Source organism: Methylobacterium sp. 174MFSha1.1, from assembly GCF_900116815.1.
Classification (GTDB): domain Bacteria; phylum Pseudomonadota; class Alphaproteobacteria; order Rhizobiales; family Beijerinckiaceae; genus Methylobacterium.
Genome location: NZ_FPCB01000023.1, coordinates 15,356 through 38,242 on the forward strand (window position 1 = coordinate 15,356; position 22,887 = coordinate 38,242).

20 protein-coding genes and 2 tRNA genes are annotated in these 22,887 nt (G+C 71.8%); 12 read left to right on the plus strand and 10 right to left on the minus strand.

Annotated features, from left to right (window positions below; genetic code table 11):
* Positions 1-15: 15 nt before the first annotated feature.
* Positions 16-1,140 (minus strand): polysaccharide deacetylase family protein, encoded by a 1,125-nt coding sequence (locus BM430_RS20260; RefSeq protein WP_177303113.1) that lies wholly within the window; start codon positions 1,138-1,140, stop codon positions 16-18.
* A 380-nt stretch (positions 1,141-1,520) separates the two neighbouring features.
* On the opposite strand from BM430_RS20260, the gene BM430_RS20265 reads away from it, so the two are divergent.
* From BM430_RS20265 to BM430_RS20285, 5 genes are all read left to right on the plus strand, one after another.
* Positions 1,521-2,408 carry a thiamine pyrophosphate-dependent enzyme gene (locus BM430_RS20265; RefSeq protein ID WP_244539576.1) on the plus strand — a complete coding sequence of 296 codons (888 nt, stop codon included), beginning with the start codon at positions 1,521-1,523 and terminating at the stop codon, positions 2,406-2,408.
* Positions 2,408-3,307, plus strand: a complete 900-nt coding sequence (locus BM430_RS20270; protein ID WP_093569065.1) for a transketolase family protein — start codon at positions 2,408-2,410, stop codon at positions 3,305-3,307. Before BM430_RS20265 ends, BM430_RS20270 begins: the two co-directional genes overlap by 1 nt.
* Positions 3,304-5,271, plus strand: coding sequence for an NAD-dependent epimerase/dehydratase family protein (locus BM430_RS20275; RefSeq protein ID WP_093569066.1), 1,968 nt, complete (start codon positions 3,304-3,306; stop codon positions 5,269-5,271). The genes BM430_RS20270 and BM430_RS20275 overlap by 4 nt, the downstream gene beginning before the upstream one ends.
* Positions 5,268-6,884 carry a hypothetical protein gene (locus BM430_RS20280; protein ID WP_093569067.1) on the plus strand — a complete coding sequence of 539 codons (1,617 nt, stop codon included), beginning with the start codon at positions 5,268-5,270 and terminating at the stop codon, positions 6,882-6,884. The genes BM430_RS20275 and BM430_RS20280 overlap by 4 nt, the downstream gene beginning before the upstream one ends.
* 119 nt (positions 6,885-7,003) lie before the next feature.
* Entirely contained in the window at positions 7,004-8,014 is a 1,011-nt protein-coding gene (locus BM430_RS20285) for a class I SAM-dependent methyltransferase (protein ID WP_244539577.1), read from the plus strand.
* Positions 8,015-8,367: 353 nt separating this feature from the next.
* Here BM430_RS20285 and BM430_RS20290 read toward each other — a convergent pair.
* From BM430_RS20290 to BM430_RS20310, 5 genes are all read right to left on the minus strand, one after another.
* A tRNA-Arg gene (locus BM430_RS20290) sits at positions 8,368-8,444 on the minus strand.
* Between the two features lie 81 nt (positions 8,445-8,525).
* A tRNA-Arg gene (locus tag BM430_RS20295) sits at positions 8,526-8,602 on the minus strand.
* Between the two features lie 162 nt (positions 8,603-8,764).
* Complete coding sequence (locus tag BM430_RS20300; protein ID WP_093569068.1) at positions 8,765-10,198, minus strand: NAD-dependent succinate-semialdehyde dehydrogenase; 1,434 nt, start codon at positions 10,196-10,198, stop codon at positions 8,765-8,767.
* A gap of 178 nt (positions 10,199-10,376) precedes the next feature.
* A complete protein-coding gene (locus tag BM430_RS20305; protein WP_093569069.1) occupies positions 10,377-10,715 on the minus strand; it encodes a hypothetical protein in 339 nt (112 codons plus the stop codon).
* A 255-nt stretch (positions 10,716-10,970) separates the two neighbouring features.
* A complete protein-coding gene (locus BM430_RS20310; protein ID WP_244539578.1) occupies positions 10,971-11,561 on the minus strand; it encodes a PilZ domain-containing protein in 591 nt (196 codons plus the stop codon).
* 315 nt (positions 11,562-11,876) lie between these two features.
* Here BM430_RS20310 and BM430_RS20315 point away from each other — a divergent pair, with 315 nt between their 5' ends.
* A complete protein-coding gene (locus BM430_RS20315; RefSeq protein ID WP_093569070.1) occupies positions 11,877-12,269 on the plus strand; it encodes a DoxX family protein in 393 nt (130 codons plus the stop codon).
* A 3-nt stretch (positions 12,270-12,272) separates the two neighbouring features.
* On the opposite strand, the gene BM430_RS20320 is transcribed toward BM430_RS20315, so the two are convergent.
* Entirely contained in the window at positions 12,273-13,778 is a 1,506-nt protein-coding gene (locus BM430_RS20320; RefSeq protein ID WP_093569071.1) for an ATP-binding protein, read from the minus strand.
* Between the two features lie 174 nt (positions 13,779-13,952).
* On the minus strand, positions 13,953-14,642 hold the full coding sequence (locus BM430_RS20325; RefSeq protein WP_093569072.1) for a glutathione S-transferase family protein: 690 nt from the start codon (positions 14,640-14,642) through the stop codon (positions 13,953-13,955).
* A 258-nt stretch (positions 14,643-14,900) separates the two neighbouring features.
* Between BM430_RS20325 and BM430_RS20330 the strand changes: the two genes are divergently transcribed.
* The 6 genes from BM430_RS20330 to BM430_RS20355 all read left to right on the plus strand — a co-directional run bounded on the left by BM430_RS20330 (position 14,901) and on the right by BM430_RS20355 (position 20,938).
* The gene (locus BM430_RS20330; RefSeq protein WP_093569073.1) at positions 14,901-15,731 is read left to right on the plus strand and encodes a transporter substrate-binding domain-containing protein; all 831 of its coding nucleotides are present in this window, start codon (positions 14,901-14,903) and stop codon (positions 15,729-15,731) included.
* Between the two features lie 245 nt (positions 15,732-15,976).
* The gene (locus BM430_RS20335; RefSeq protein ID WP_093569074.1) at positions 15,977-16,717 is read left to right on the plus strand and encodes an amino acid ABC transporter permease; all 741 of its coding nucleotides are present in this window, start codon (positions 15,977-15,979) and stop codon (positions 16,715-16,717) included.
* A gap of 29 nt (positions 16,718-16,746) precedes the next feature.
* Positions 16,747-17,484: an amino acid ABC transporter permease gene (locus BM430_RS20340; RefSeq protein WP_244539587.1), complete on the plus strand. Its 738-nt coding sequence runs from the start codon at positions 16,747-16,749 to the stop codon at positions 17,482-17,484.
* Between the two features lie 11 nt (positions 17,485-17,495).
* Positions 17,496-18,278 carry an amino acid ABC transporter ATP-binding protein gene (locus BM430_RS20345; protein ID WP_093569076.1) on the plus strand — a complete coding sequence of 261 codons (783 nt, stop codon included), beginning with the start codon at positions 17,496-17,498 and terminating at the stop codon, positions 18,276-18,278.
* 4 nt (positions 18,279-18,282) lie between these two features.
* Positions 18,283-19,614 carry an MmgE/PrpD family protein gene (locus BM430_RS20350; protein WP_093569077.1) on the plus strand — a complete coding sequence of 444 codons (1,332 nt, stop codon included), beginning with the start codon at positions 18,283-18,285 and terminating at the stop codon, positions 19,612-19,614.
* Between the two features lie 19 nt (positions 19,615-19,633).
* The gene (locus BM430_RS20355) at positions 19,634-20,938 is read left to right on the plus strand and encodes an LLM class flavin-dependent oxidoreductase (protein ID WP_093569078.1); all 1,305 of its coding nucleotides are present in this window, start codon (positions 19,634-19,636) and stop codon (positions 20,936-20,938) included.
* 480 nt (positions 20,939-21,418) lie between these two features.
* Here the strand turns inward: BM430_RS20355 and BM430_RS20360 are convergent, their stop codons facing one another.
* Positions 21,419-21,883, minus strand: a complete 465-nt coding sequence (locus BM430_RS20360; RefSeq protein ID WP_244539579.1) for a GtrA family protein — start codon at positions 21,881-21,883, stop codon at positions 21,419-21,421.
* A 97-nt stretch (positions 21,884-21,980) separates the two neighbouring features.
* Entirely contained in the window at positions 21,981-22,766 is a 786-nt protein-coding gene (locus BM430_RS20365) for an SDR family NAD(P)-dependent oxidoreductase (RefSeq protein WP_244539580.1), read from the minus strand.
* Positions 22,767-22,887: the final 121 nt, after the last annotated feature.

The window sequence follows — 22,887 nt, forward strand, 5'->3', positions numbered from 1 at the left end:
GGGACGGGCGGGAGCTCAGCGGGCGGGCGGCTGTCCGGCCTCGGCGACGGCGCGGAAGCCCGCGGCGTGCGGGGCGGTGCCGATCACCACGAAGCCGCTCCAGCCGTCCTGGGGCGCGGGCCCGGCGGCCGGGCCGCCATCGGCGACGAGGGCGACGCGGACCTCCTCGCCGGACCGGCTCTGGTCGCGGGGCGCCGGCGGGACGTCGGCCTCCTCGAACAGGCCCGCCCGCAGCAGCGGCGGCGCCTCCTCGGCGACCTGTCTCGGGGGGCCCTCCGCCGGACGGGCGGCCACGCGCAAAGACGCCATGCGGGCGCCGAGCCGGTCGAGGGCGAGGCGGATCGGCCGGCCCTGCGGGGCATCGAGGGCTGCGAGCGCCGCCTTCGTGTCGTCGCGCGCCGGCACGACGTGGACGACGCGGTAGCGGCGCGCCTTCAGCTCGCGCAGGAGCGCGGGGAGGATCGCGACGGTGCGGGGCTGGATGTCGTGGAGCAGGATGATCCCCCGCCCCGCCGCGTCGAGGCGCCGGAGCACCCGGTCCATCACCGCCTGCGGCGAGATCTTCTTCCAGTCGTCGCCGTCGACGTCGATGCTGAACGGCACCAGCTTCTGCCCGGTGGCGTAGCGGTCGAGGGCGGGGCTGTGCCCGAGGCCGGGGAAGCGGAAGAACGGCGACAGGGCCGGCGCGTCGTCGGTGAGCACGGTGCGGACGGCCTCCAGGCCGCCGTTGATCTGGTCGCGCCGCACTTCGGGGCTGCGCACCCGGTCGAGGTAGCGGTGCGACCAGGTGTGGCTCGCGATGGTGTGGCCCGCGGCGGCGGTCCGGCGCAGGGTGTCGGGGAACTGCGCCACCATGCTGCCGACGACGAAGAACGTCGCCTTCACGCATTCCGCCTTCAGCGCGTCGAGCACGGCCTGCGTGCGCCGGGGCAGCGGGCCGTCATCGAAGGTCAGCACCACCTCGCCGCGCTCGAGCGGCAGGGTGCGGCCGTAGCTCGCCTTGCCGACCGGCCCTTGCGTGAACGGCACTTCGAGGGTGCGCGCCGTGCCGAGCGCCTCCGGTCCGCATTCCGCGGCCGCGGCCAGGGCCGGCGGCAGGCACAAGACGGCGGACAGCAGCAGGAGCTTGAAGCAACGCACGAACAAACCCCGCCACGCCAACGACCTTGCCGCCAATTTCACACGCAAACCTGAGTCGCAGGTAAACGCGCCACGGTCTCGCCGCAGTTGCTCGAGGCTCGCGTGCAGGACTATCCACTCACACGATGCCGCGCTGCCGCATGATCAACGTGGTTAATCGTGATTAATGCAGCGATGGTTGCCCTGCGTCAGCGAGCAAGACCTGCAACGCCCTAGCAAAGCCGGATCGTCCGGCGGCCTCGCGCCGACCCCTCCCGCCCGCGACCGCGCCAGTCGAGGGAGCCGGAAGGACGGCGGTGCCGCGGGCCGTCCGCACCCCTTAACCGGGCGCTAACCATGGCCGTCGTTCCGTGGCCGGAGGGCAGCGGAATCTCGGGCGGATGGCACGGCGCGGACACACCCTTCGGGCGGAGACCCCGCCGCACGGCGCCCTCCCGGCGGGGCCGGCTTCCCTCGCGCCCGGCCTGCTGACGCTCGCGCGCTGGCGGCTGCTGGCCATGCACCGGAGGGCGGGCGTCGGCCATGTCGGCGGCAACCTCTCGGCGCTGGACGCGATGATGCTGGTGCATCACGAGATGCTGTCCGAGGCGGACCGCTTCGTGCTCTCGAAGGGCCACGCGGCGGGCGCGCTCTACGTCACCCTGTGGAGCCGGGGCCTCCTCACCGAGGCCGAGCTCGACACGTTCCACGCCGACGGCACCCGGCTGCCGGGTCATCCGCCGGCCGGGCATCCGCCCGGACGCGGCCTTCCCGGAATCCGCTTCGGCACCGGCAGCCTCGGGCACGGCCTCTCGCTCGCCGCCGGGCTCGCCCTCGCGGCCCGGCTGCAGGGCCGGCCGGGCCGGGTGTTCTGCCTGACCTCGGACGGCGAGTGGCAGGAGGGCTCGACCCTCGAGGCGCTGATCTTCTGCGCCCACCGGCGCCTGTCCAACCTGACGATCCTGATCGACCACAACCGTCTCCAGGGCTTCGGCACGACCGGCGAGGTCGCCTCCCTGGATCCGATCGGGCGGGCGCTGAGCGGCTTTTCCGTCGAGACCCGCGAGGCGGACGGGCACGACCTCGCGCAGATGCGCCGCGCGCTCACGCCCGGCACCGACCGGCCGGTGGTCGTCGTCCTGCACACCGTGAAGGGCCATGGCGTGCCGGCCATCGCCGGCCGCCTCGACAGCCACTACCTGCCGCTCACCGAGGAGCAGGTGCAGGAAGCGATCCTCGGCGGGGCGATCCCCGGCGACGCGATCCCCGGCCATGGGGAGACGGCCTGATGCGGCGCGAATTGTGCGAGGCGCTGGTCGCCCGGGCGGCGCGCCCCGGCCTCGTCTTCCTCACCGGCGATCTCGGCTTCGGCGCCCTCGAGCCCCTGCGCGACGCGCTGGGCGAGCGCTTCCTCAATGCCGGCATCGCCGAGCAGAACATGATCGGGGTGGCCGCCGCGCTCGCCAGCGAGGGGCTGGAGCCCTGGACCTACACCATCGCGCCGTTCTGCTACGCCCGCGCCTTCGAGCAGATCCGCAACGACGTCTGCCTCCACCGCCTGCCGGTGCGGATGCTCGCCAATGGCGGCGGCTACGCCTACGGGGTGATGGGCCCGACCCATCACGCGCTGGAGGATTACGGGGTCCTCTCGACCCTGCCGGGCTTGCGCATCTTCGTGCCTGCCTTCGACAGCGACGTCGCCGCTGTGGTCGAGGCGGCCGGGGGCGATCCAGGCCCCACTTACGTCCGGCTCGGGCGCGGCGAGGTGCCGGCGGGCCGCACCGCGCCGGCCTACGCGCCCTGGCGCCGCCTGCGCGCCGGGCGCGGGGCGGTGGTGGTCGCGGTCGGGCCGGTGGCCGGCCTCGCCTGGTCGGCCTTCGCGGAGGACGGCGAGGACGGGCCGGAGGTCTGGGCGGTGAGCGAGCTGCCCTTGAGCGTGAGCCCGCCGCCGCCGGCCCTCGTCGAGGCGTTGCCCGGCCGCGTCCTCTGCGTCGTCGAGGAGCACGTCGCGCAAGGGGGGCTCGGCCAGGGCCTCGCCGCCTGGTGCCTGGAGCGCGGCATCGCGATCGCGGGCTTCCGCCCGGTCGCGGCGGCCGGCTACCCGTCGGGCACCTACGGCTCGCAGGGCTTCCACCGGCGCGAGAGCGGCCTCGATCCGGATTCGCTCCGCGCGAGGCTTCGCGCATGAACGGCTCGCCGGCCGACTGGATCGACACCCTCAAGGGCCCCATCGCCGTGCTCGGCGCGGGCGGCTTCGTCGGGTGCAACCTGTTTCGCCACATCCTGGCGCGGCGCCGCGACGTCACCGCCGTCGCCCGCACCCTGCCCGCACCGCGCCTGCGCGACGTCGATCCCCAGCACCTCGTCGCGGTCGACTTCACCGACAAGGCGGCGACCGCGAGCTTCGTCGAGGCGATTCGCCCGGCGACGGTGTTCGACTGCATCGCCTACGGCGCCTACTCGTTCGAGACCGACGCCGACCTGATCTACGCCACCAACTTCACCGCCCTCGTCTCCCGCGTCGAGCGCCTGGCCGGGAGCGGCGCGCTCGCGGCCTACATCCATGCCGGCTCCTCGTCCGAGTACGGCCTGAACTCCGCCGCGCCGGCTGAGGACGCGGCCCTCGTGCCCAACAGCGCCTACGCGGTCTCGAAGGCGGCGGCCGCCCAGTTCCTCGCCTATGCGGGCAAGACCCGGCGCTGGCCGGTGGTGAACCTGCGGCTCTACTCGGTCTACGGTCCCTACGAGGACGCGAACCGCCTGATCCCGGCCGTGGTGTCCCGCGGGCTGGCGGGCGGCTATCCCGATCTCGTCGATCCGACGATCGCGCGCGACTTCGTCTATGTCGAGGACGCCTGCGAGGCCTTCGTGCGGGCCGCCGCCAAGATGTCGCTCGACCTCTACGGCGAGTCGCTCAACATCGGCACGGGACAGCAGACCACCATCGGCGACCTGGCGCTGACGGCGAAGGACGTGTTCGGCCTCGCCGAGGCGCCGCGTTTCGGCGCGATGGCGCCCCGCGCCTGGGACCTCGCGCGCTGGCAGGCGAATCCCGACAAGGCCGCGCGCCTGCTCGGCTGGGAGGCGAAGACCCCGCTTAACCAGGGGCTTGAGCGCACCGCCGCCTGGACGCGCGAGGCCGGGGCCGAATTGTCCGGCCTCACCAAGGCCGGCGCGACCCGGCGCCGGAGCATCGCGGCGATCATCGCCTGCTACAAGGACGAGGAGGCGGTGCCGATCATGCATGCCCGCCTGACCGCGGTGTTCCGCAAGATCGACGTCGATTACGAGATCATCTTCGTCAACGATGCGAGCCCGGACGGGTGCGGCGAGCGGATCCGAGAGTTGTCGGTGTCCGATCCGCACGTGCTCGGCATCACGCATTCGCGCAATTTCGGTTCGCAGATGGCCTTCCGCAGCGGCATGGAGCTGGCGACCGCCCAGGCCGTCGTGCTCCTCGACGGCGACCTGCAGGACCCGCCCGAGCTGATCGAGCCGTTCTACGCGCAATGGATCGCCGGCCACGACGTGGTCTACGGCCGGCGCGTCGAGCGCGAGATGCCGTTCGTCTGGGGCCTGCTCTACAAGGCGTTCTACCGCGTCTTCGCCGCCTTCAGCTACGTGCGCATCCCGCACGATGCCGGCGACTTCTCGCTGATGGACCGGCGCGTCGTCGGCTGGCTCCTGAACTGCCCGGAGCGCGACCTCTTCATGCGGGGCCTGCGCGCCTATGTCGGCTTCCGCCAGACCGGCGTCGATTACGTGCGCCCGAAGCGGATGTTCGGCACGAGCACGAACAACCTGTTGTCCAACCTCGAATGGGCCAAGCGCGGCATCTTCTCGTTCAGCAACACGCCGCTGAAGATGCTCACCGCCGCCGGCATCGGGTTGCTCGGCCTCTCGGGCCTGATCGGCCTCGCGATGATCGTGCTTCGCCTCGCCGTCCCCGACATCGCCCCGCGCGGCGCGGTCTCGACCCAGCTGGCGATCCTGTTCTTCGGCGCCCTCAACCTGTTCGCGATCGGGCTCATCGGCGAGTACGTCGCGAAGATCATGGAGGAGGTGAAGGGGCGCCCGCGCCTCATCCGGGCGGCCCTGATCCGCGGCGGCGTCGCCACCGACCTGCCGCCCGAGGGAAGGACCCGCCCGTGACCGGCACGCTCGCGCAGCAAGGCATCGTGGCGCGCCGGGACCGCGCGGGTCCGGACGCCTCCCCGCGCGCCGCCGGCTCCGACCGAAGCGCCACGCGCGTCGCGGGCGAGGGCCATGGCCACCTGCCCTTCACGATCGTGGTGGTGCTGGCGGCCGCCCCCAACCTGATCTTCCTCGCCACCCATCTCCGGAGCGCGGCTCTGGCCGCTTCCTGCCTCGCCCTCCTGTCGGCGGCGCTCGCCCTGGTCCTGCGGGATCTCGGTCGGACTCGCGCGCCGATCGACGCGCCGCTCCTCACCGCCGCCCTCGCGGCCGGGATCGGGCTCTGCCTGCTCGGCGGCGAGGGGCACCTGTTCTTCGCCAACGACGACTGGCTGCTGCGCGACGCCGTCCTGCGCGACCTCGTCGCCGAGCCCTGGCCGGTCGGGTACCTCTATGCCGGCGACCCGACGATGCTGCGCGCGCCGCTCGGGATGTACCTGCTGCCGGCGGCAGTGGGTAAGGGTCTCGGCCTGTCCGGCGCGCACGGCGCATTGCTCGCCCAGAACGCGCTCCTGTTCGGCTGCCTGTTCTACGGCTTCGCCCGCCTCGCCCCCACGCACCGGCAGGGCCTCGCCCTGATGGCGATCTTCGTCGCGTTCAGCGGCTGGGACGTCGTCGGCGCCTGGACGCTCGGCCGCCCGCTCACGCCGGGCATCCATCTCGAGCAGTGGCTCGGCAACCTGCAATTCTCCTCCCACGTGACCCAGCTGTTCTGGGTGCCGAACCACGCGGCCTCGGGCTGGATCTTCGTCGGAGCCTATTGCCTGTGGCGCGCCGCCGCCCTGCGGGCCTCCTCGCTGGCGGTGGTGTTCGGGCTCTGCGTGTTCTGGTCGCCGCTCAGCACGATCGGCGCCCTGCCCTTCCTGCTCCTGGCCCTCGCCGGCGACGCGCGCGCGGGCCGGCTCACGCCCGGCGCCGTCGCGACCGTCGCCCTCGCGGGGCTCGGCCTCGTGCCGGTCGCGCTCTATCTCGGCGCCGATGCCGGCCGCGTCCCGCACGGGCTGCAGGACCTGACCGGCGAGTTCTTCGCCCGCTCCGTCCTCCTGCTGACCGTCGAGATCGTCCCGATCCTGGTCGTCCTCGGCCTCGGGCCGGGATCGCTCCTCGGCAGCGAGCGCCGGACGCGGCGGGAGACCGGGCTCGTCCTCGTCCTGCTGCTGCTCGCGCCGCTCTACCGGCTCGGAGGGGCGGATTTCGTGATGCGCGCCTCGATCCCGGCCCTCGCCCTGCTGGCCCTGCGGCTCGGCGCGGTCGTCCCGGCGCTGGGCGGGCGGCGGGCCGCGATCGCCCTGGCGATCCTCGCCGTCGGCGCGGTCACGCCGCTCTACGAGGTGATCCGCGCCGTGGTCCTCCCGTCCTTCTCGATCAGCGCCTGCAACGTCCTGGCCGCAGCCCGGACCCCGCCGAACAACGGGCCGCTCTTCCACTACGTCGCCCGGATCGACGCGCTTCCGGGGCATCTCGCCGACAGCGTCCTCGCCAAGCCCGACAGGCTGGTGCGGCTCGTGCCGCAGGGCCAGTGCTGGCCCGATCACCCGGCGCATCAGGAGCATGCCGGGGAAGTGTTCTAGGACCACCTGGGGAACCGGAGGCGATGTGGGCCCACTCGAGCCCTTAAGCCTCCGCTAACCAAGAATGCCGTTCCATCCCGTCGCCATGCGGGCGAGAGGCACGGAATCCGAGGGTACAGGTGGCCGGCCGCCGCGTCCCGGCCCGAAGCCGCGCCACGATCGTCGAGGACGCCCCCGTGACCCCGGACAGCCCAACCATCTCCGCCCCGGCCGCGATCCTGGACGGGCTCCAGGGCCGCGACTGCCCGGTCTGCGGCGCGCCCGAGCGCGGGGCGCGGCCGTTCCTGTCGGCCTCGGTCGATCCCGAGCGGATCGGCGCCCTCAGCTTCGCCTCCCGCAAGCCGCCCGAATACATGTCGTTCCGCCTGGTCCGCTGCGAGACCTGCGAGACGGTCTTCGCCGCCGAGGCGCCGGGCGCCGAGGCCCTGGCCCGCGCCTACCGCGATGCGGGCTACGACAGCGCGGAGGAGGCGCTCTACGCGGCGCGCACCTACGCGCAGGCCCTCGCCCCCCGCCTCGGCCCGGAGCATCGCCGGGGCACCGCCCTCGAGATCGGCGCGGGCAGCGGCGTCTTCCTGCAGGAATTGCTGGATCTCGGATTCGCCGAGGTGGTGGGGGTCGAGCCCTCGCACGAGGCCGTCGCGGCGGCCCCGGCGGCCTTGCGCCCGCACCTGCGGATCGGCGTGTTCGAGCCCGGCGCGCACCGGCCCGGCAGCCTCTCGCTCGTGTGCTGCTTCATGACCCTGGAGCACGTCCGCGATCCGCGTCCGCTGACGCGGGCCGCCTACGACCTGCTCGAACCCGGCGGGCTGCTCGCCTTCGTCACGCACGATTACCGGGCGCCGATCAACCGGCTGCTGGGCCGCCGCTCGCCGATCATCGACATCGAGCACATGCAGCTGTTCTGCCCGGCGAGCCTGCGCCGCCTCCTCGGCGAGGCGGGATTCGGGGAGATCGACATCGGGGCGATCCGCAACCGCTATCCCCTGCGCTACTGGCTGCGCCTGCTGCCTCTGCCCGGACCGCTCAAGCCGGCCGGCCTCGCGGCGGTCGAGGCCTTAGGCGTGGGCCAGCGCAGCGTCGGGCTGAATGTCGGCAACCTCCTCAGCGTCGCGCGCAAGCCGCTCTGAGAAGCCTGTTCGACTGACCAGCACAGTGTATCCCACCCACGCCCTCATCCTGAGGTGTCAGTCGATAGAAAATCGACTGACCTCGAAGGAGGCCTCCTCGAGGCTGCTGCAAGCAGCAGCACCTCAGGATGATGTCGCGGGTAGGATCGAAGAAATTTCTCGCGGTACTGTCCTCGGACGTCGAACAGGTTGTGAGCGAGCCCGGGACTGGGGAGCTTGCCCCGCGCCCTCCTGCCACTGTCGTGTACAAGGGAAGAGCGGCATCGAGTGCAGGCGTGTAACGACACGAACTTGCCGATCGAGACCAAGGCCGCCTCGGCGTCATGCGTCAATTTTCAAAATGATAAGACGAGTGGCGCGCCCGAAAGGATTCGAACCTCTGACCCCCAGATTCGTAGTCTGGTGCTCTATCCAGCTGAGCTACGGGCGCCCGATCGAAGGGTGAACCTTCGACTATGATGCGGTGGAGAGGGGAAGGACCCCGTCACACCGTGACATCTCAAGTGTAAAATGGCGCGCCCGAAAGGATTCGAACCTCTGACCCCCAGATTCGTAGTCTGGTGCTCTATCCAGCTGAGCTACGGGCGCCTGACCGGGGGGAGCGGTGCGCCCCGCCGGTGGAGGTGGGATCTAAGGGGTTCGCTCCGGCTTGGCAACCCCTATTTCGCCGGCGGACAGAGGGGGCCGCGCGCGCGGCCCCCCCTTCCCGCTCAGACGCTGTCTTGCCCGCTCAGAGGCCGGCTTGCCCGCTCAGAAGCCCGCCTGCGTGACGAACTTGGTGTTGAGGTAGGCCTCGATCGCCTCAGAGCCGCCCTCGCTGCCGTAGCCCGAATCCTTCACGCCGCCGAAGGGCGTCTCCGGCAGGGCGATGCCGTGGTGGTTGATCGACATCATGCCGCTCTCCACCCGCGTGGCGAGCTTGGTGGCGGTCTCGGCCGAGCGGGTATAGGCGTAGGCCGCCAGGCCGTAGGGCAGGCGGTTGGCCTCCGTGAAGGCCTCCTCGTCGTCCGAGAAGCGCTGGATCGCGGCGATCGGCCCGAAGGGCTCCTCGTTCATGATCCGGGCGTCGAGCGGCACGTCGGTGAAGACCGTCGGCTCGAAGAAGTTGCCCTGGTTGCCGATGCGCTTGCCGCCGGTGCGCAGCCGAGCGCCCTTCTGCTCGGCATCGGCGACGAAGCCCTCCATGGCCTCGATGCGGCGGCCATGGGCGAGCGGGCCCATCTTCACGCCGTCCTCCAGGCCGGGGCCGACCTTGAGGTCGCGGGAGAGGCCGACGAAGCCGTCGACGAAGGCGTCGAACACCGAATCGTGGACGAGGAACCGGGTCGGCGCGACGCAGACCTGGCCGGCATTGCGGAACTTGTTGGCGCCGAGCACCTGCACCGCCTTGGTCACGTCGGCATCGCGAAAAACGATCGCCGGGGCGTGGCCGCCGAGCTCCATCGTGGCGCGCTTCATGTGCTTGCCGGCGAGCGCGGCGAGCTCCTTGCCGATCGCGGTCGAGCCCGTGAAGGTGATCTTGCGGATCACCGGATGCGGGATCAGGTACGACGAAATCTCCGCCGGATCGCCGTAGACGAGGCCGAGCACGTCGCCCGGCACGCCGGCATCGAGCAGGGCCTGGATCAGGGCCGTGCAGCTCGCCGGAGTATCCTCGGGGCCCTTCAGGATCACCGAGCAGCCGGTGCAGAGCGCCGCCGAGACCTTGCGCACCGCCTGGTTGATCGGGAAGTTCCACGGCGTGAAGGCCGCCACGGGTCCGACCGGCTCGCGGATCACGAGCTGCATCACAGCCTCGGCGCGGGGCGGGATCACCCGGCCGTAGGCGCGCCGGCCTTCCTCGGCGAACCAGTCCATGGTGTCGGCGCCGCCGAGCACCTCCATCTTGGCTTCCGCCACCGGCTTGCCCTGCTCCAGGGTCATGATCCGGGCGATCTCGTCGGCGCGCTCGCGCATCAGGTTGGCGGCCTTGCGCAGGACCTTGCTGCGCTCGAAGGCCGAGACCTTGCGCCAGGCCTTGAAGCCGCGGTCGGCCGCCGCGAGGGCCTCGTCGAGGTCCTGGCGGGTCGCGACGGCGAGCTGGCTCAGGGTCTCGCCGGTGGCCGGGTTGAGGATCGGCAGCGTCTGGCCGGCGCTGCCGGCGCGCCACTCGCCGGCGATGTGGAGCTTAACGTCAGGAAACATCGGGAGCTCATCCTCGTTCCGGAGGGGACGAGCCCTAACTAAGGCAGTCGCCTCCGGCGCGACAGGCGCCATCGCGCAAAGCGGCCCGTGCCCGGTGCGCCTTGTGCGTCCGTGCACGACCTGACAGACTTCCCGGCCTCACACCGTCCCCGGCCTCACACCGTCCCCGGCATCCGCCTCACCGGCCCGCGACCGCGCGGGCGATGGCCTCGAACCGCGTCTGGGTCGCGTCGATCTGGCCGTAGACGGTCTGGCGCGTGCAGGCCGAGACCGTCATGCCGTGGAAGAACCGGCCGGAATCGTGCCGGCTGCGGCAATCGAGGTAGTTCGGCAGCACGACGATCGCGAGCAGCACGAGGACGGGGAGCCCGAACTTCACCAGGATCCGGACCGGCCAGGGCAGGTAGGCGAAGGCGCGCTCCTTCCGCTGGGGCGGCGGGGCCGACACGACGATCCGGATGTCGCCGTGATCGCCGTCGAGGCGCCCGATCCCGCTGCTCCGGTGATGGCCGCGCATCCCGCTCCCCAAATCCAGTGCGTCACGATCATCGATCGTGCGGGAGCGATCCTGACGCAGCGGAATTAAAATTCCGTGCGCCGCGACGATCGCAATCGTCGGGATCGCTCGGAGAAGGCCGCACCGGTCATGTGCGCCCGCGCACGCCGCCGATGTCCCGCCGGTGCCACAAGGATTCAGCCCTGACGGGCGTTCCTCCAAGACTTCGGGCCGCCCGTGAGGGCGGCTTTTCTTTGTGCCCGGACCCGGCCCCGGTCAGAGCACGACGTGCAGGCCGAAGGTCTCGGGCCGGAACGGCAGCAGGAAGGTGACGGCGAAGCCGTTCTCGAGGTGGCGGACCACCTTGGCGCGGCGCTTGCCGACGGTCACCGTCTCGCCCACCGACGGAAGGTCGGTCACCGCGACGGCGACGCCGCTCATCGACAAGTCGATGATCGTCCCGGGGATGACCCGGCCGTCGGCGCGGCGCACTTCGACGGAGCGGGTATGGGGCACGATGCGCGGATCGCTGCGCTGGTCGGCCTTGCCGTTGGCCTGGGCGGCGAGCCAGTCGAGGCGGGCGGCGAAGCGGGCGCGGCGTTCGGGACCGACCTCCACCGCGACCGTGAAGCCGTCCGGCGCGATCGTCTGGATCACCCCCGTCACCGGGCCGACATTGTCGAGGTAGAGCGTGACGGGGTCGCCCCGCAGGCCGCTCTCCGGCGCCCGCACCTCGATGGTCGAGAGGGAGAGGCTGCGGGTCTCGCAGACATGCTCCGCCCCGCCCGGCAGCAGGTAGCGGCCGCCGACCCGGATCTGGATCGCCCGGAGACCTGGTTCGGGTTCGGGCTGGAGATGCAACTTCAAGGGACCCGCCAAGATCTTACAAACGCGCGGGAGTAGCATCGCGCGAGGTCCGGCCGGCCGCAAGGCCGCCCGCTTGTCGTCCTTCACAATCCACCATGAGCCTTAATGCAGGGTGCATGGGCTCGACACGACCTTCGGCGCCGGTCCGGGCGGGCCGCCGGACGACGGCGCCTCACGCCGGATTCCACCAGTTCCCAGACAGAAGAGGCCGGATGCGACGACACACGGCACGCAATCACGACGCAATCCCGCATCGCTAATCCGGCGTCGCGGCCGCCGAACCGGTCCGACGACGATCAAGCGGGATTTTCGACCATGACATCGACATCAAAGGGACCGCGCTTCGGCGGGCTGCTGCTGCGCGGGATTCTCACCGCCGTCTTCGTGGCCGCGGCCGGCATGAAGTTCGCCGCCGTGCCGTTCGAGGTCGCGGGCTTCGCGCGCTTCGGCTACCCGCTGTGGTTCATGTACGCGGTCGGCGCGGCGCAGCTGCTCGGCGCCGCCCTGCTGTGGCGCCGCGGCACCGTCGCCTACGGCGCGCTCCTGCTCGCCGCCGTGATGGTCGGCGCGGCCGTCAGCCACCTGCGCGCCGGCGACCCGGTGGCGATGGCCCTGCCCGCCCTGGTGCTTCTCGGGCTGCTCGCCGGCCTCGCCGTCGCGCGCCGGGGCGAGCTGACGCTTCCGGGCCTCCAGGCCTCGCGGGCCTGATCTCTACTCCGCGGCGAACAGGCCGGCGGGCTCCTCCGCGCCGCCCTTGGGGTTGCCCGGCGCGGTCTCGCAGCCGAGCGCCGGCAGGGCGACGACGCGGTTGCCGCGGAAATCGGTGCGGCAGACCGCGGCGCCGCGGCTCTCGACATAGGCGAGGAGCCGCCGCGCCCGGCCCGGCGAGCGCGAGCCGATGGCGCGGGCGAGCGCGTCGTCGGAGGGGCACGGCGCCCCGGCGCGGGCGGCCCGCGCCAGCAGCAGGAACAGGCCCTGTACCTCCTCGGGCAGGCCGGCGCAGGCCGCCATCACCGCCTCGGCCTCGTCGCCCTCCGCCGCCTCGCCCTCGACGCCGGCCCGCGCGATGGCGAGCCGCCGGCGGAAGCGGCCGAGATCGAGGGGCTCGCCCGGCAGCCGGCGCATCCGGCAGCGCACGAGAAAGTCCTGGTAGAGCACCGCGATCGGGTGGTGGGCGGCGTCCGGATCGGCGGCGATCTCGCGCAGGATGTCCGCCAGGGCGGCGTCCCGCTCCGCCTCGCTCATGCTCGGGCCGGCCTCGACCGGCTCCGGCGGGCGGTACTGGGCGAGCTGCTGCAGCAGGTCGGCCGGGCTCGCCCGCGGGGTCGGCGCCGGGCGGGGGGCGGGCGTCCAGACCGGCTCGTTCTCGGACGGCGTCAGGATCAGCTCGCGCAGATCGTCGCCGGCGGCCGGGCTCGGCAGCGGGACGAGCTTGGGGCTCGACGAGCGGGCCGAGGTCGCGACCGGCCCGATGGCGATCGGCAGCGGCCGCTTCGACAGGGCGGGTCCGAGGGCGATGAAGTGGCCGCGCTCGAGATCGCGAAAGCTCTCGGCCTGGCGCCGCTCGAGGCCGAGGAGGTCGGCGGCGCGCGCCATGTCGATGTCGAGGAAGGTGCGGCCCATCAGGAAGTTCGACGCTTCCGCCGCGACGTTCTTGGCGAGCTTGGCGAGGCGCTGCGTCGCGATGATGCCGGCCAAGCCCCGCTTGCGGCCGCGGCACATCAGGTTGGTCATCGCGCCCAGCGACGCCTTGCGGGCCTCGTCCGAGACCTCGCCGGCGGCGGCCGGGGCGAAGAGCTGCGCCTCGTCGACCACCACCAGCACCGGGTACCAATGGTCGCGCTCGGCCTCGAACAGGCCGCCCAGGAAGGCCGCGGCGGCGCGCATCTGCGCCTCGACGTCGAGGCTCTCCAGCGTCAGCACCACGGAGACGCGGTGCGCCCGCACCCGGGCGGCGATGCGCTGCAGGTCGGCCTCGCCGTGATCGCCCTCGACGACCACGTGGCCATGCGCATCCGCCAGGGTGACGAAATCGCCCTCGGGGTCGATCACCACCTGCTGCACGTGCGGCGCGCTCTGCTCCAGCAGGCGGCGCAGGAGGTGCGACTTGCCCGAGCCGGAATTGCCCTGGACCAGGAGGCGCGTCGCCAGCAACTCCTCCAGGTCGAGGCCGGCCGGCCGGCCGCCCGCCACCCCCATCTCGACGCTGATCGTCATCTCGGCTCCCCAGCATCATTCGCCGAAGTGGCTACCGGTTCGGCGAAACAATGATGCGCAACAAAAGGCCAGGCAGGATCGCGCTTGCGATCCTGCCTGGCGATGCCGAGACTCGTAACACGGCCGGAGGTCCCCCGATCCGCGCCCCGGGCCGGGGTCCACAGGCAGTTCGCCTCAGCCGAACACCAGCGCCCGCGAGCCCTCCCCCATCCGCTCCAGCATGCGCCGGCGCCACGCCTCGACCGGATCGTCGGGTTCGAGGAGCGTCAGCGTGCTGACGCCCCGGGCCCACAGGAAGGCGCCCATCACCGCGTGGTCGGCGTAGAGCGGGGTGTCACCGCCGAGGAAGGGCTGGTGGCGCAACACCGCGCGGACCGGCGAGAGCGTGCGCCGCAAGGTCGCGAGCTGCGCCTCCGGATCAGGGCAGACCGCCTCCAGGGGCTTGCCGAACCGGGCCTCGCGGCTAGTGCGGAAATAGCCCTTGTCGGCTTCGGCGAGGTGGCGGTGGATGTCGAGGAGGAGGAGAGGCACCACGGCCGGGTGCAGCACCTGATCGGTCCAGGCGAGGTGAAACCGGGTCAGCGCCGCCCCCACCGGGCCGCCGAACAGCGACGGCCGGTCGGGATAGGCCGTCTCCAGATGCGCGGCGATGACCGAAGAATCGGCGATCGGCCGCCCGTCCTCGACCAGCACCGGCACCTTGTCCGAGCCCGAGAAGGACAGCGCAACCTTCTCCGTGAACCGCCACGGCCGGCCCTCGAAGGCGAGGCCCTTATGCTCCAGGGCGAGGCGGATGCGCCAGCAGAACGGGCTGAAGCGCCGGTCCGGATCGGCGGCGGCGAGTTCGTAGAGCACGCGGGGCACGGGGCGGTTCCTCCGGCGGCGCCCGAGTCGAGCCGGGCGGTCTGGCGGGGCGGATCATGGCGGGTGCCCGGGCGGGCGGCAACGCGGGAGCGTCCTCTCCCCCCGGGCCGGCCGGCCGCGACAGGGGATAACAGGCCGGAGTCTCGCGGCACTCTACAAACCCGATCGGCATTCGGGTATGCCGCGGCGGACCAAGCCCGGGCCGTCACGGCCCGACGGCGCCCCCCGGCGCCGAGACGCTGCGAGAGGCCGACCGCCATGATCAGAAAGACCCCTCTGCGCGCCGCTGCCCTCCTCGCCGCCCTGCTCGCCGGGGTCTCGGGGGCCAGCGCCGATTCCACGCTCGACCGCATCAAGGCCAAGGGCAAGTTCACCGTCGGGGTGATCCTGTCGGGCGCGCCGTTCGGCTACATCGACCCGAAGACCCAGGAGCAGAAGGGCTTCAACATCGACCTCGCCCGGGCGCTGGCCGAGAAGCTGGGCGTGGCGCTCGACACCGTCACAGTGACGCCGCCGAACCGGGTGCAGTTCCTGCAGCAGGGCAAGGTCGACGCGCTGCTCGCCAACATGCAGGTCACCGAGGATCGGGCGAAGATCATGGATTTTCCCCCCACCGTGTTCGACCGGGCCGGTGGCGCCGCGATCGGCCGCAAGGACAGCGGGATCAAGGACTGGACCGACCTGAAGGGCAAGCCGGTCTGCGTCTCGCAGGGCTCGAACTTCACCCAGCCCCTGATCGAGCAGTACGGCGCGGTGGTGAAGGGCCTGCCGAGCCAGCCGGAATCGCTCCTGGCGCTCAAGGGCGGCACCTGCGTGATCGCGGTCCATACCGGCGCGACGCTGGGCCTGATGCTCGAGGACCGGGCCGACGAGTGGAAGGATTACGGCATCCTGATCCCCACGGAGATCGTGCCGGCCGATTCGGTGGTGTGGATCCGCAAGGGCGAGAAGGACACCTCCGCCGCCCTCGACAAGGCCCTGCGCGAGCTGATTGCCTCCGGCAAGCTCCTGGAGATCGCCAAGGCCAACCGGCTCCTCAACACGGCCTTCATCGAGGAGCAGCAGAAGCGGCTCGCGGCGGGGAAGTGAGAAGCGTGGACGACGTGTCTGCTCGACGGACTTGATTATCCACGGTGTCATCCCGGGGCTCGCCGAAGGCGAGAACCCGGGATCCATAACCGCTGGCGGTGCAGAACAAGGCGCTCGGCGTTCCGCTTTATCCTGATCTGTCGGCAGTTATGGATCCCGGGTTCCGCTTTCGCGGCCCCGGGATGACAAGGAGGGTGGACGATCGGGCGTGGGATCGAGCGGGCCCTGAGGAAGGCGACGACACGATGCAGGACGCGGTCCGGGGCTTCATCGCCCTGGCGGCCCAGATCGGGCTCAACTTCGACTTCCTGACAAGCCCGTTCGAGGTGCGGATGTGGCTCGACGGGATGGCGACGACGCTCGTCCTCGTCGCCCTCACCATCCCGCTCAGCCTCGCGGGCGGCGTCGTGCTGGCGGCGGCGCTGACCTCGGACCGGCCCTGGCTCGCCGGGCCGGCGCGGGCCTATGTCGAACTCACCCGCAACACGCCGACGCTGGTCCAGCTGATGTTCACGGTGCTCGTGGTCAACATGCTGATCTCGCAGGCGCTGGGCGGCGCGCAGAACAACCCGCTCGGGGCGTATTTCTGGCTCGTCGCAGTGGTGAGCCTGCACGTGGCGGCGCTCCACGCCGAGGCCCTGCGCGGCGGCATCGAGGCGGTGCCCTCGACCACGATCGAGGCGGCCAGGGGCCTCGGCTTCTCGCGCCTGGAGGTGCTGCGGGTGGTGGAGCTGCCGCTGGCGCTCCGCACGGCCTTGCCGGCGATCGTCAACAACCTCGTCAACCTCGTGAAGCTGACGACGATCGGCTACGCCGTCGCCGTCAACGAGATCACCTACGCCTCGCTGATGATCTGGACCCAGCGCGACAACGTCGTCGAGCTCATGATCGTGCTCCTGGTGTTCTTCAGCGCCATCAACCTCGCCGTGGCGCGGATCGGCGCGATCGTCGAGCGGCGCCTGGCCCTGCCGGGATTCGGGCAGTGACGGCGGGCGCCCTCCCCGCGCGGCCCTCGATCGCGCCGCTCGTGCTCGCCGGCCTCGTCGGCGCCGCGGTCGCGCTCTGGCTCGTCCTCGACCCGTCGCTGGCGCGCCTCCTCGTCGAATGGCTGCCCTACCTCGCCCGCGGATTCGCGATGAACATCCTCATCAGCGTGCTCGCCATGGCGCTCGGCACGCTGGCCGGCATCACCCTCGGGGCGATGGAGCTCGCCCAGGCACGGCTCGTGCGGGCGCCGGCCGTCGCCTACGTGCAGGTCTTCCGCAACGCGCCGCACCTCGTGCTGATCTTCGCCACCACCTACATCTTCCCGTTTGAGATCGTCGCGTTGGGCCACTACATCCCGTTCCCCGACTGGGTGAAGGCGGTGATCGGGCTCGCGATCCCGGCGAGCGCCCACACCGCCGAGATCACTCGCGGCGCCCTGCAATCGATCCCGACGCCGCAATGGGACGCCGCCAAGGGCCTCGGCTTCTCGCGAATCGAGGCCCTGCGCTTCATCATCCTGCCCCAGTGCCTGCGCCGGGCGCTGCCGCCGTGGATGAACCTCTACGCCTCGATCTGCATGGGCACGGCGCTCGCCTCCCTCGTCGGCGTGCACGAGCTCCTCCACGCCGCCACCGACGCCAGCACGGCGGTGAGCCGCACCGACTTCACGGTGCTCACCTACGTGACGGTGCTCTTCGCCTTCTTCCTGTTCTGCTACCCGGTCTCGCGCCTCACGCAGCGGCTCGAGCGGCGCCTCGCCCGATGAGGTCGGACATCATGACCGCAACCTCCACTCCCCTCGTCGCCCTTGAGGACGTGCATCTGAGCTTCGGCTCGACCGAGGTGCTGAAGGGCATCGACATGCAGGTCGCCCGCGGCGAGGCGGTGTCGATCATCGGCCCGTCGGGCTCGGGCAAGTCGACGATCCTGCGCTGCATCAACGCGCTGCTCGCGCCGAGTTCGGGAAAGATCACCGTCAACGGCATCAGGGTCGACGCCCTGCGGACGGAAGCCGAGCGCATCGGCCTCCGCAAGCGCATCGGCATCGTGTTCCAGCAATACAACCTGTTCCCGCACCTCACGGTGCTCGACAACATCACCATCGCGCCGGTCCGCATCCTCAAGGAGAAGCGGGCGGAGGCCGAGCGTCACGCCCGCGAATTGCTCGACCGGGTGCGGCTCTCCGACAAGGTCGCGTCCTATCCGGGCCAGCTCTCGGGCGGGCAGCAGCAGCGGGTCGCCATCGCCCGCGCGCTCGCCATGCGGCCGGACCTGGTGCTGTTCGACGAGGTGACCTCGGCCCTCGACCCCGAGACGGTGGGCGAGGTGCTGGCGGTGATCCGCGGGCTGGTGCGCGAGGGCATGACCAGCCTCCTCGTCACCCACGAGATGCGCTTCGCCGAGGAGATCAGCGACCGGATCGTCTTCACCGAGAACGGCCGCATCGTCGAGGACGGCCCGCCCGACCAGATCTTCCACCGCTCGCAGAACCCGCGCATCCGCCAGTTCGTGCGCGGCCTCGGCGCCCGCGAGGCGGTGCAGCCCGGCGAAGGAATCTGATCCGATGACGATCTCGCTCACCCACCGTTTCGCCGCGGCGATCGTCGCCTCCGTCCCCTCCGACGAGGCGGTGGAGGCGGCGCGGCTCGCGATCCTCGATCTCCTCGCCTGCACGCTGGGCGGTGCCGACGACCGCTCGACCGGGATCCTGGTCGAAACACTCGGCGCCGGCACCGGCCCCTCGGCGCTGATCGGCCGGGCTGAGCGCGCCGACCCGTTCACCGCCGCCCTGATCAACGGCCATGCCGGCCACGTCCTCGACTACGACGACGTGCATGCCAGCGTGCGCGGCCACCCGACGGTGGTGATCCTGCCCGCGCTGCTGGCGCTCGCCGGCACCCGCCCGGTCGCCGCCCGCGACCTGATCGCGGCCTACATTGTCGGCCTGGAGGCGATGGCGCGCCTCGGCCTGGCACTCGGCTCGCGCCACTACGAGACCGGCTTCCACGCCACCGCGACCCTCGGCACGGTCGGCGCCGCGGCCGCCATCGCGCACCTGCTGCGCTTCTCCCCCGACACGACCGCCGTGGCCCTCGGCCTCGCGGCGACGCAATCGGCGGGCCTCAGGCTGCAATTCGGCTACGACGCCAAGCCGCTCCATGCCGGCCTCGCCGCCCGCGCCGGGCTCACGGCCGCCCTCCTCGCCGAGTCGGGTCTCTCCGGCGCGCCCGATTTCCTCGGCGGCCCGATCGGATTCTTCGAGGCCTTCGGCTTCGCCGCGACGGCGCCCGAGCGCCTGCTCGCCGGCTGGGGCGCGCCGTGGCAGATCCTGACGCCCGGCCTCACCCTCAAGGCGTTCCCGTGCTGCACGGCGGCCCACCCGGTCGCGGTCGGGGCGCTCGCTCTGCACGATGCCGACGGCCTGCGCCCGGAGACGGTCGAGGCCGTCGCGCTCACCTTCCCGCCCGGGGGCGACGCGGCGCTCGTCGTTTCGCGCCCCGGCACCGGCATCGAGGCGCGGTTCAGCCCGGAATACATCTTCGCCGCCGCGCTGACCGACGGCGCCCTCGGCGTCGGTCATTTCGACGAGCGGCCGGTGCGGCCGGACCTCGCCGCGCTCGCCGCCCGGGTGTCGCGCCGCCACGACGAGGCCGCGCCGCGCCTGTCCTCCGACCCGGCGACGCGGTTCGTCGTCCTCGACGTCACCCTGACGGACGGCCGCACCGTGAGCCGGCGGATCGAGGGCCTGCCCGGCCTGAGCGATGCCGGGCCGAAATTCCGCGACGCGACCGGGGATGCGGAGATCTTCGCCGGGATCCCGGACCTCGTCGCCCGGATGAGCGACGCGGCCGACCTCGCCCGCCTCCTCGCCCTCCTCGGCCAGAGCCGTTCCTGATCTCCTCAAAGGCGCCATCATGACCGCCAAGCGATCCATCCATCTCGGGCTCTTCCTCCAGGGCGCCGGCCACCACGTCTCCGGCTGGCGCCACGCCGACGCCGAATCGGGCAGCGAGAATTTCGACCTGCTGCGTCGGGTGGTGCGGAAAGCCGAGGCCGCGAAGTTCGACATGGTGTTCCTCGCCGACGGCCTGACCAGCGGCGTCGACGCCCACCCGTCGATGATCGCCCGGTTCGAGCCCCTGACCCTGCTCGGCGCGCTCGCGATGGTGACCGAGCGGATCGGCCTCGCCGCCACCGCCTCGACCACCTACGGCGAGCCCTACCACCTCGCCCGCGCCTTCGCGTCGGTCGATCACCTGAGCCACGGCCGCGCGGCCTGGAACATCGTGACGACGTCCTACGCCCGCACCGCCAACAATTTTTCCAAGAGCCACCCCGAGCACGATGCCCGCTACGCCATCGCGGAAGAATTCGTCGACGTGGTGCGCGGCCTGTGGGACAGCTGGGCCGACGACGCCTTCCCGAAGGACAAGGAGCGCGGCGTCTATGCCGACCCGGCCAAGGTGCGGCTGCTCGACCACGCGGGCACATACTATTCCGTGAAGGGCCCGCTCAACATCCCGCGCTCGCCGCAAGGTCACCCGGTGCTGATCCAGGCCGGCTCCTCGGGCCCGGGCCAGGACCTCGCGGCGCGGGCCGCCGACATCGTGTTCACCGCCCAGGCGAGCCTGCCCGAGGCGCAGGCGTTCTACCGCAGCCTGAAGGCCCGCGTCGCCAGCTTCGGCCGCGATCCGAACTCGGTCGCGGTGATGCCGGGCTTCCTGCCGGTGGTCGGGCGCAGCCTCAAGGAGGCGAGCGAGAAGCTGAGCGAGCTCGACCGCTGGACCCCGATCGCGAGCGCGATGCCACTCCTGGAAGAGCGAATCGGCCACTCGCTCGCGGCTTACGACCTCGACGGGCCGCTGCCGGACCTGCCGCTCTCCGACCAGCTGAGGAGCCGCGCCGAGCTCCTGACCGAGCTCGCCCGCCGCGAGGGCCTGACGATCCGCCAGCTGGCGCTCCGGGTCGCCGCGGGGCGCGGCCACCACATCGTGCTCGGCACCGCCACCGACATCGCCGACCGGATGCAGGAATGGTTCGACGGGGAGGCGGCCGACGGCTTCAACGTGATGCCGCCCTTCTTCCCGGGCGGCCTCGACGAGTTCGTGGCCGAGGTGGTGCCGATCCTGCAGGAGCGCGGCCTGTTCCGCACCGAGTACGAGGGCACGACCCTGCGCGACCATCTGGGCATCGCGCGGCCGGCCTGGCCGGGGGTGTGATACGATTTCCGCCTGATCCGGTCATCTAAAGATCGAGCACGTCTCCCCTCTCCCGTGTGGGAGAGGGGCCGGGGGTGAGGGTGGCTCGGATACAGAATAAACCTCCGACCGTTGGGCTGCGCAGCTCGACGCTCAGTGCTTAATCCTGAACCCGAGCCACCCTCACCCCTACCCCTCTCCCACACGAGAGAGGGGATCCCGCGCTCTACTTGCTTCGGAACAGATCAAACGGAGACGACATGAGGCCCGGCGCGGTGGCGGAGCCGCTCGGTCGAAGACGAGGTGGGGGTCTTCTTTCGAGGCTCCCCCTTTCCCGGACGATTGCGGCGTGAACCGCCCAGGGATTTCCGGAAGGCTCCCTCGCTCTGAAAGGATGAGGCCGGGGCGAAGCGAATGGCCCCGTTTCCACCTAGATGCGCGAGCATGCGGTGCGCGCGCCCGCGGGCGAGAGCCACGCCCGGCCAACGAAGAACCGCCGCCTCACCGCGCTCCGGACACCTCCTCCGACAATCCCGGCGCCGGCCTCACCGCGAAGGTCCACACCCGGTGGCCGAGGAAGTTCCAGAACACCACCACCCCGGTCGCCAGCACTTGCGCGGCGAGGTAGGGCAGGCCCAGGCCCCGGGTGAGCCCGGCCATGATCAGCCAGGTCAGCCCGAAGCCGATGGCCGCCACGATGCCGAAGCGCCAGGTCGCCTCGGCATGGGGCCGCGCGCTGGCATAGGTCAGGCGACGGTTGAGCCCATAGGACACGACGGCGCCGGCGAGGTAGCCGGCGAGCGCCGCCCGCACCGGATCGGCGCGGCCGGTCTCGACCAGGGCGGCGAGCAGGGCGTAGTGGACGGCGAGCGCCGCGAGGCTCACCCCGACGTAAGACAGGAACTGCCGCGCCAGGGCCGCCAGCGCGGCGGCCTCCCACGGATCGGCTCTCGGTTCTCTCGCCACGACGCCACTCGACCAGACCGGACGGCCGATGCCGCCTCGCTTCTCCGTCTAGCGCCCGGCACTGAACCGAAGATGACCTGAAAGCGGCGGATTCCGTTCATCCTTGCAGGCGAGCCGCCACCTTTCGGCTGAGCCAGCGCGGCATCAGCCGGGCGCCGATCACCGCCGCCCGGTTGGCCGCCCCCGGGATCACCACCGCCCGGCCGGCGAGGTGGCCGGCGACCGCCGCCTCGGCCACCGCCGCCGGCGCCATCACGTTGCCGGTGAAGCGCTTCGCGCCGCCGATATCGGCCCGCTCCGAAAACTCCGTCGCGGTCGCGCCGGGACAGACCGCCGTGACGGTCACCCCGAACGGCCGCGCCTCCTCGTAGAGGGCTTCCGACAGGGACAGGAGGTAGGCCTTGCTGGCGTAGTAGGCCGCCATGTTCGGGCCCGGCAGGTAGGCGACCACGGAGGCCACGTTGAGGATGCCGCCGGCCCGCCGGGCGATCAGGCCGGGCAGCACCAGGCGGCTGAGGATCGTGGGTGCCGCCACGTTCACCGCCACCATCTCGGCCTGGTCCCGCGCCGGCAGCTCGCCGAGGCGGCCGCGCAGGCCGAAGCCGGCATTGTTGACGAGGGTATGGAGGACGATGCCCCGCGCCTCGACCGCGGCGGCCAGCGCCTCGGCGGCGCCCGGAACCGCGAGATCCGCCGGGACTACGACGGCCGGCACGGGCAGCTCGGCGGCGAGCGCCTCCAGCCGCTCCGCCCGCCGGGCGCTCAGCACCAGCGGTCGCCCGCGGGCCGCGAAAGCCCGGGCGATCTCGACGCCGATTCCGCTCGATGCGCCGGTGACCAGCGTCCAGCGCGCATCTCCCCTGGTGTTCACGTCGTCGGCCACGCCCTTCCCCTGATCTGTACGCCTATGCTAAGGGCGCCCAACGCAATCCCCGCCGCTCCCGCACGTTCCGCTCCCGCCTCGACGCCCGCCAGGGCCTCGGGGACGCCGGATCCGAGGAACG

Bases quoted from the DNA above. Each gene is read 5' to 3' on its own strand.
- BM430_RS20330 (WP_093569073.1), top strand. From the start codon at position 14,901: ATGATCAGAAAGACCCCTCTGCGCGCCGCTGCCCTCCTCGCCGCCCTG.
- BM430_RS20345 (WP_093569076.1), top strand. From the start codon at position 17,496: ATGACCGCAACCTCCACTCCCCTCGTCGCCCTTGAGGACGTGCATCTG.
- BM430_RS20335 (WP_093569074.1), top strand. From the start codon at position 15,977: ATGCAGGACGCGGTCCGGGGCTTCATCGCCCTGGCGGCCCAGATCGGG.
- BM430_RS20270 (WP_093569065.1), top strand. From the start codon at position 2,408: ATGCGGCGCGAATTGTGCGAGGCGCTGGTCGCCCGGGCGGCGCGCCCC.
- BM430_RS20300 (WP_093569068.1), bottom strand. From the start codon at position 10,198: ATGTTTCCTGACGTTAAGCTCCACATCGCCGGCGAGTGGCGCGCCGGC.
- BM430_RS20320 (WP_093569071.1), bottom strand. From the start codon at position 13,778: ATGACGATCAGCGTCGAGATGGGGGTGGCGGGCGGCCGGCCGGCCGGC.
- BM430_RS20355 (WP_093569078.1), top strand. From the start codon at position 19,634: ATGACCGCCAAGCGATCCATCCATCTCGGGCTCTTCCTCCAGGGCGCC.
- BM430_RS20265 (WP_244539576.1), top strand. From the start codon at position 1,521: ATGGCACGGCGCGGACACACCCTTCGGGCGGAGACCCCGCCGCACGGC.
- BM430_RS20305 (WP_093569069.1), bottom strand. From the start codon at position 10,715: ATGCGCGGCCATCACCGGAGCAGCGGGATCGGGCGCCTCGACGGCGAT.
- BM430_RS20315 (WP_093569070.1), top strand. From the start codon at position 11,877: ATGACATCGACATCAAAGGGACCGCGCTTCGGCGGGCTGCTGCTGCGC.
- BM430_RS20275 (WP_093569066.1), top strand. From the start codon at position 3,304: ATGAACGGCTCGCCGGCCGACTGGATCGACACCCTCAAGGGCCCCATC.
- BM430_RS20350 (WP_093569077.1), top strand. From the start codon at position 18,283: ATGACGATCTCGCTCACCCACCGTTTCGCCGCGGCGATCGTCGCCTCC.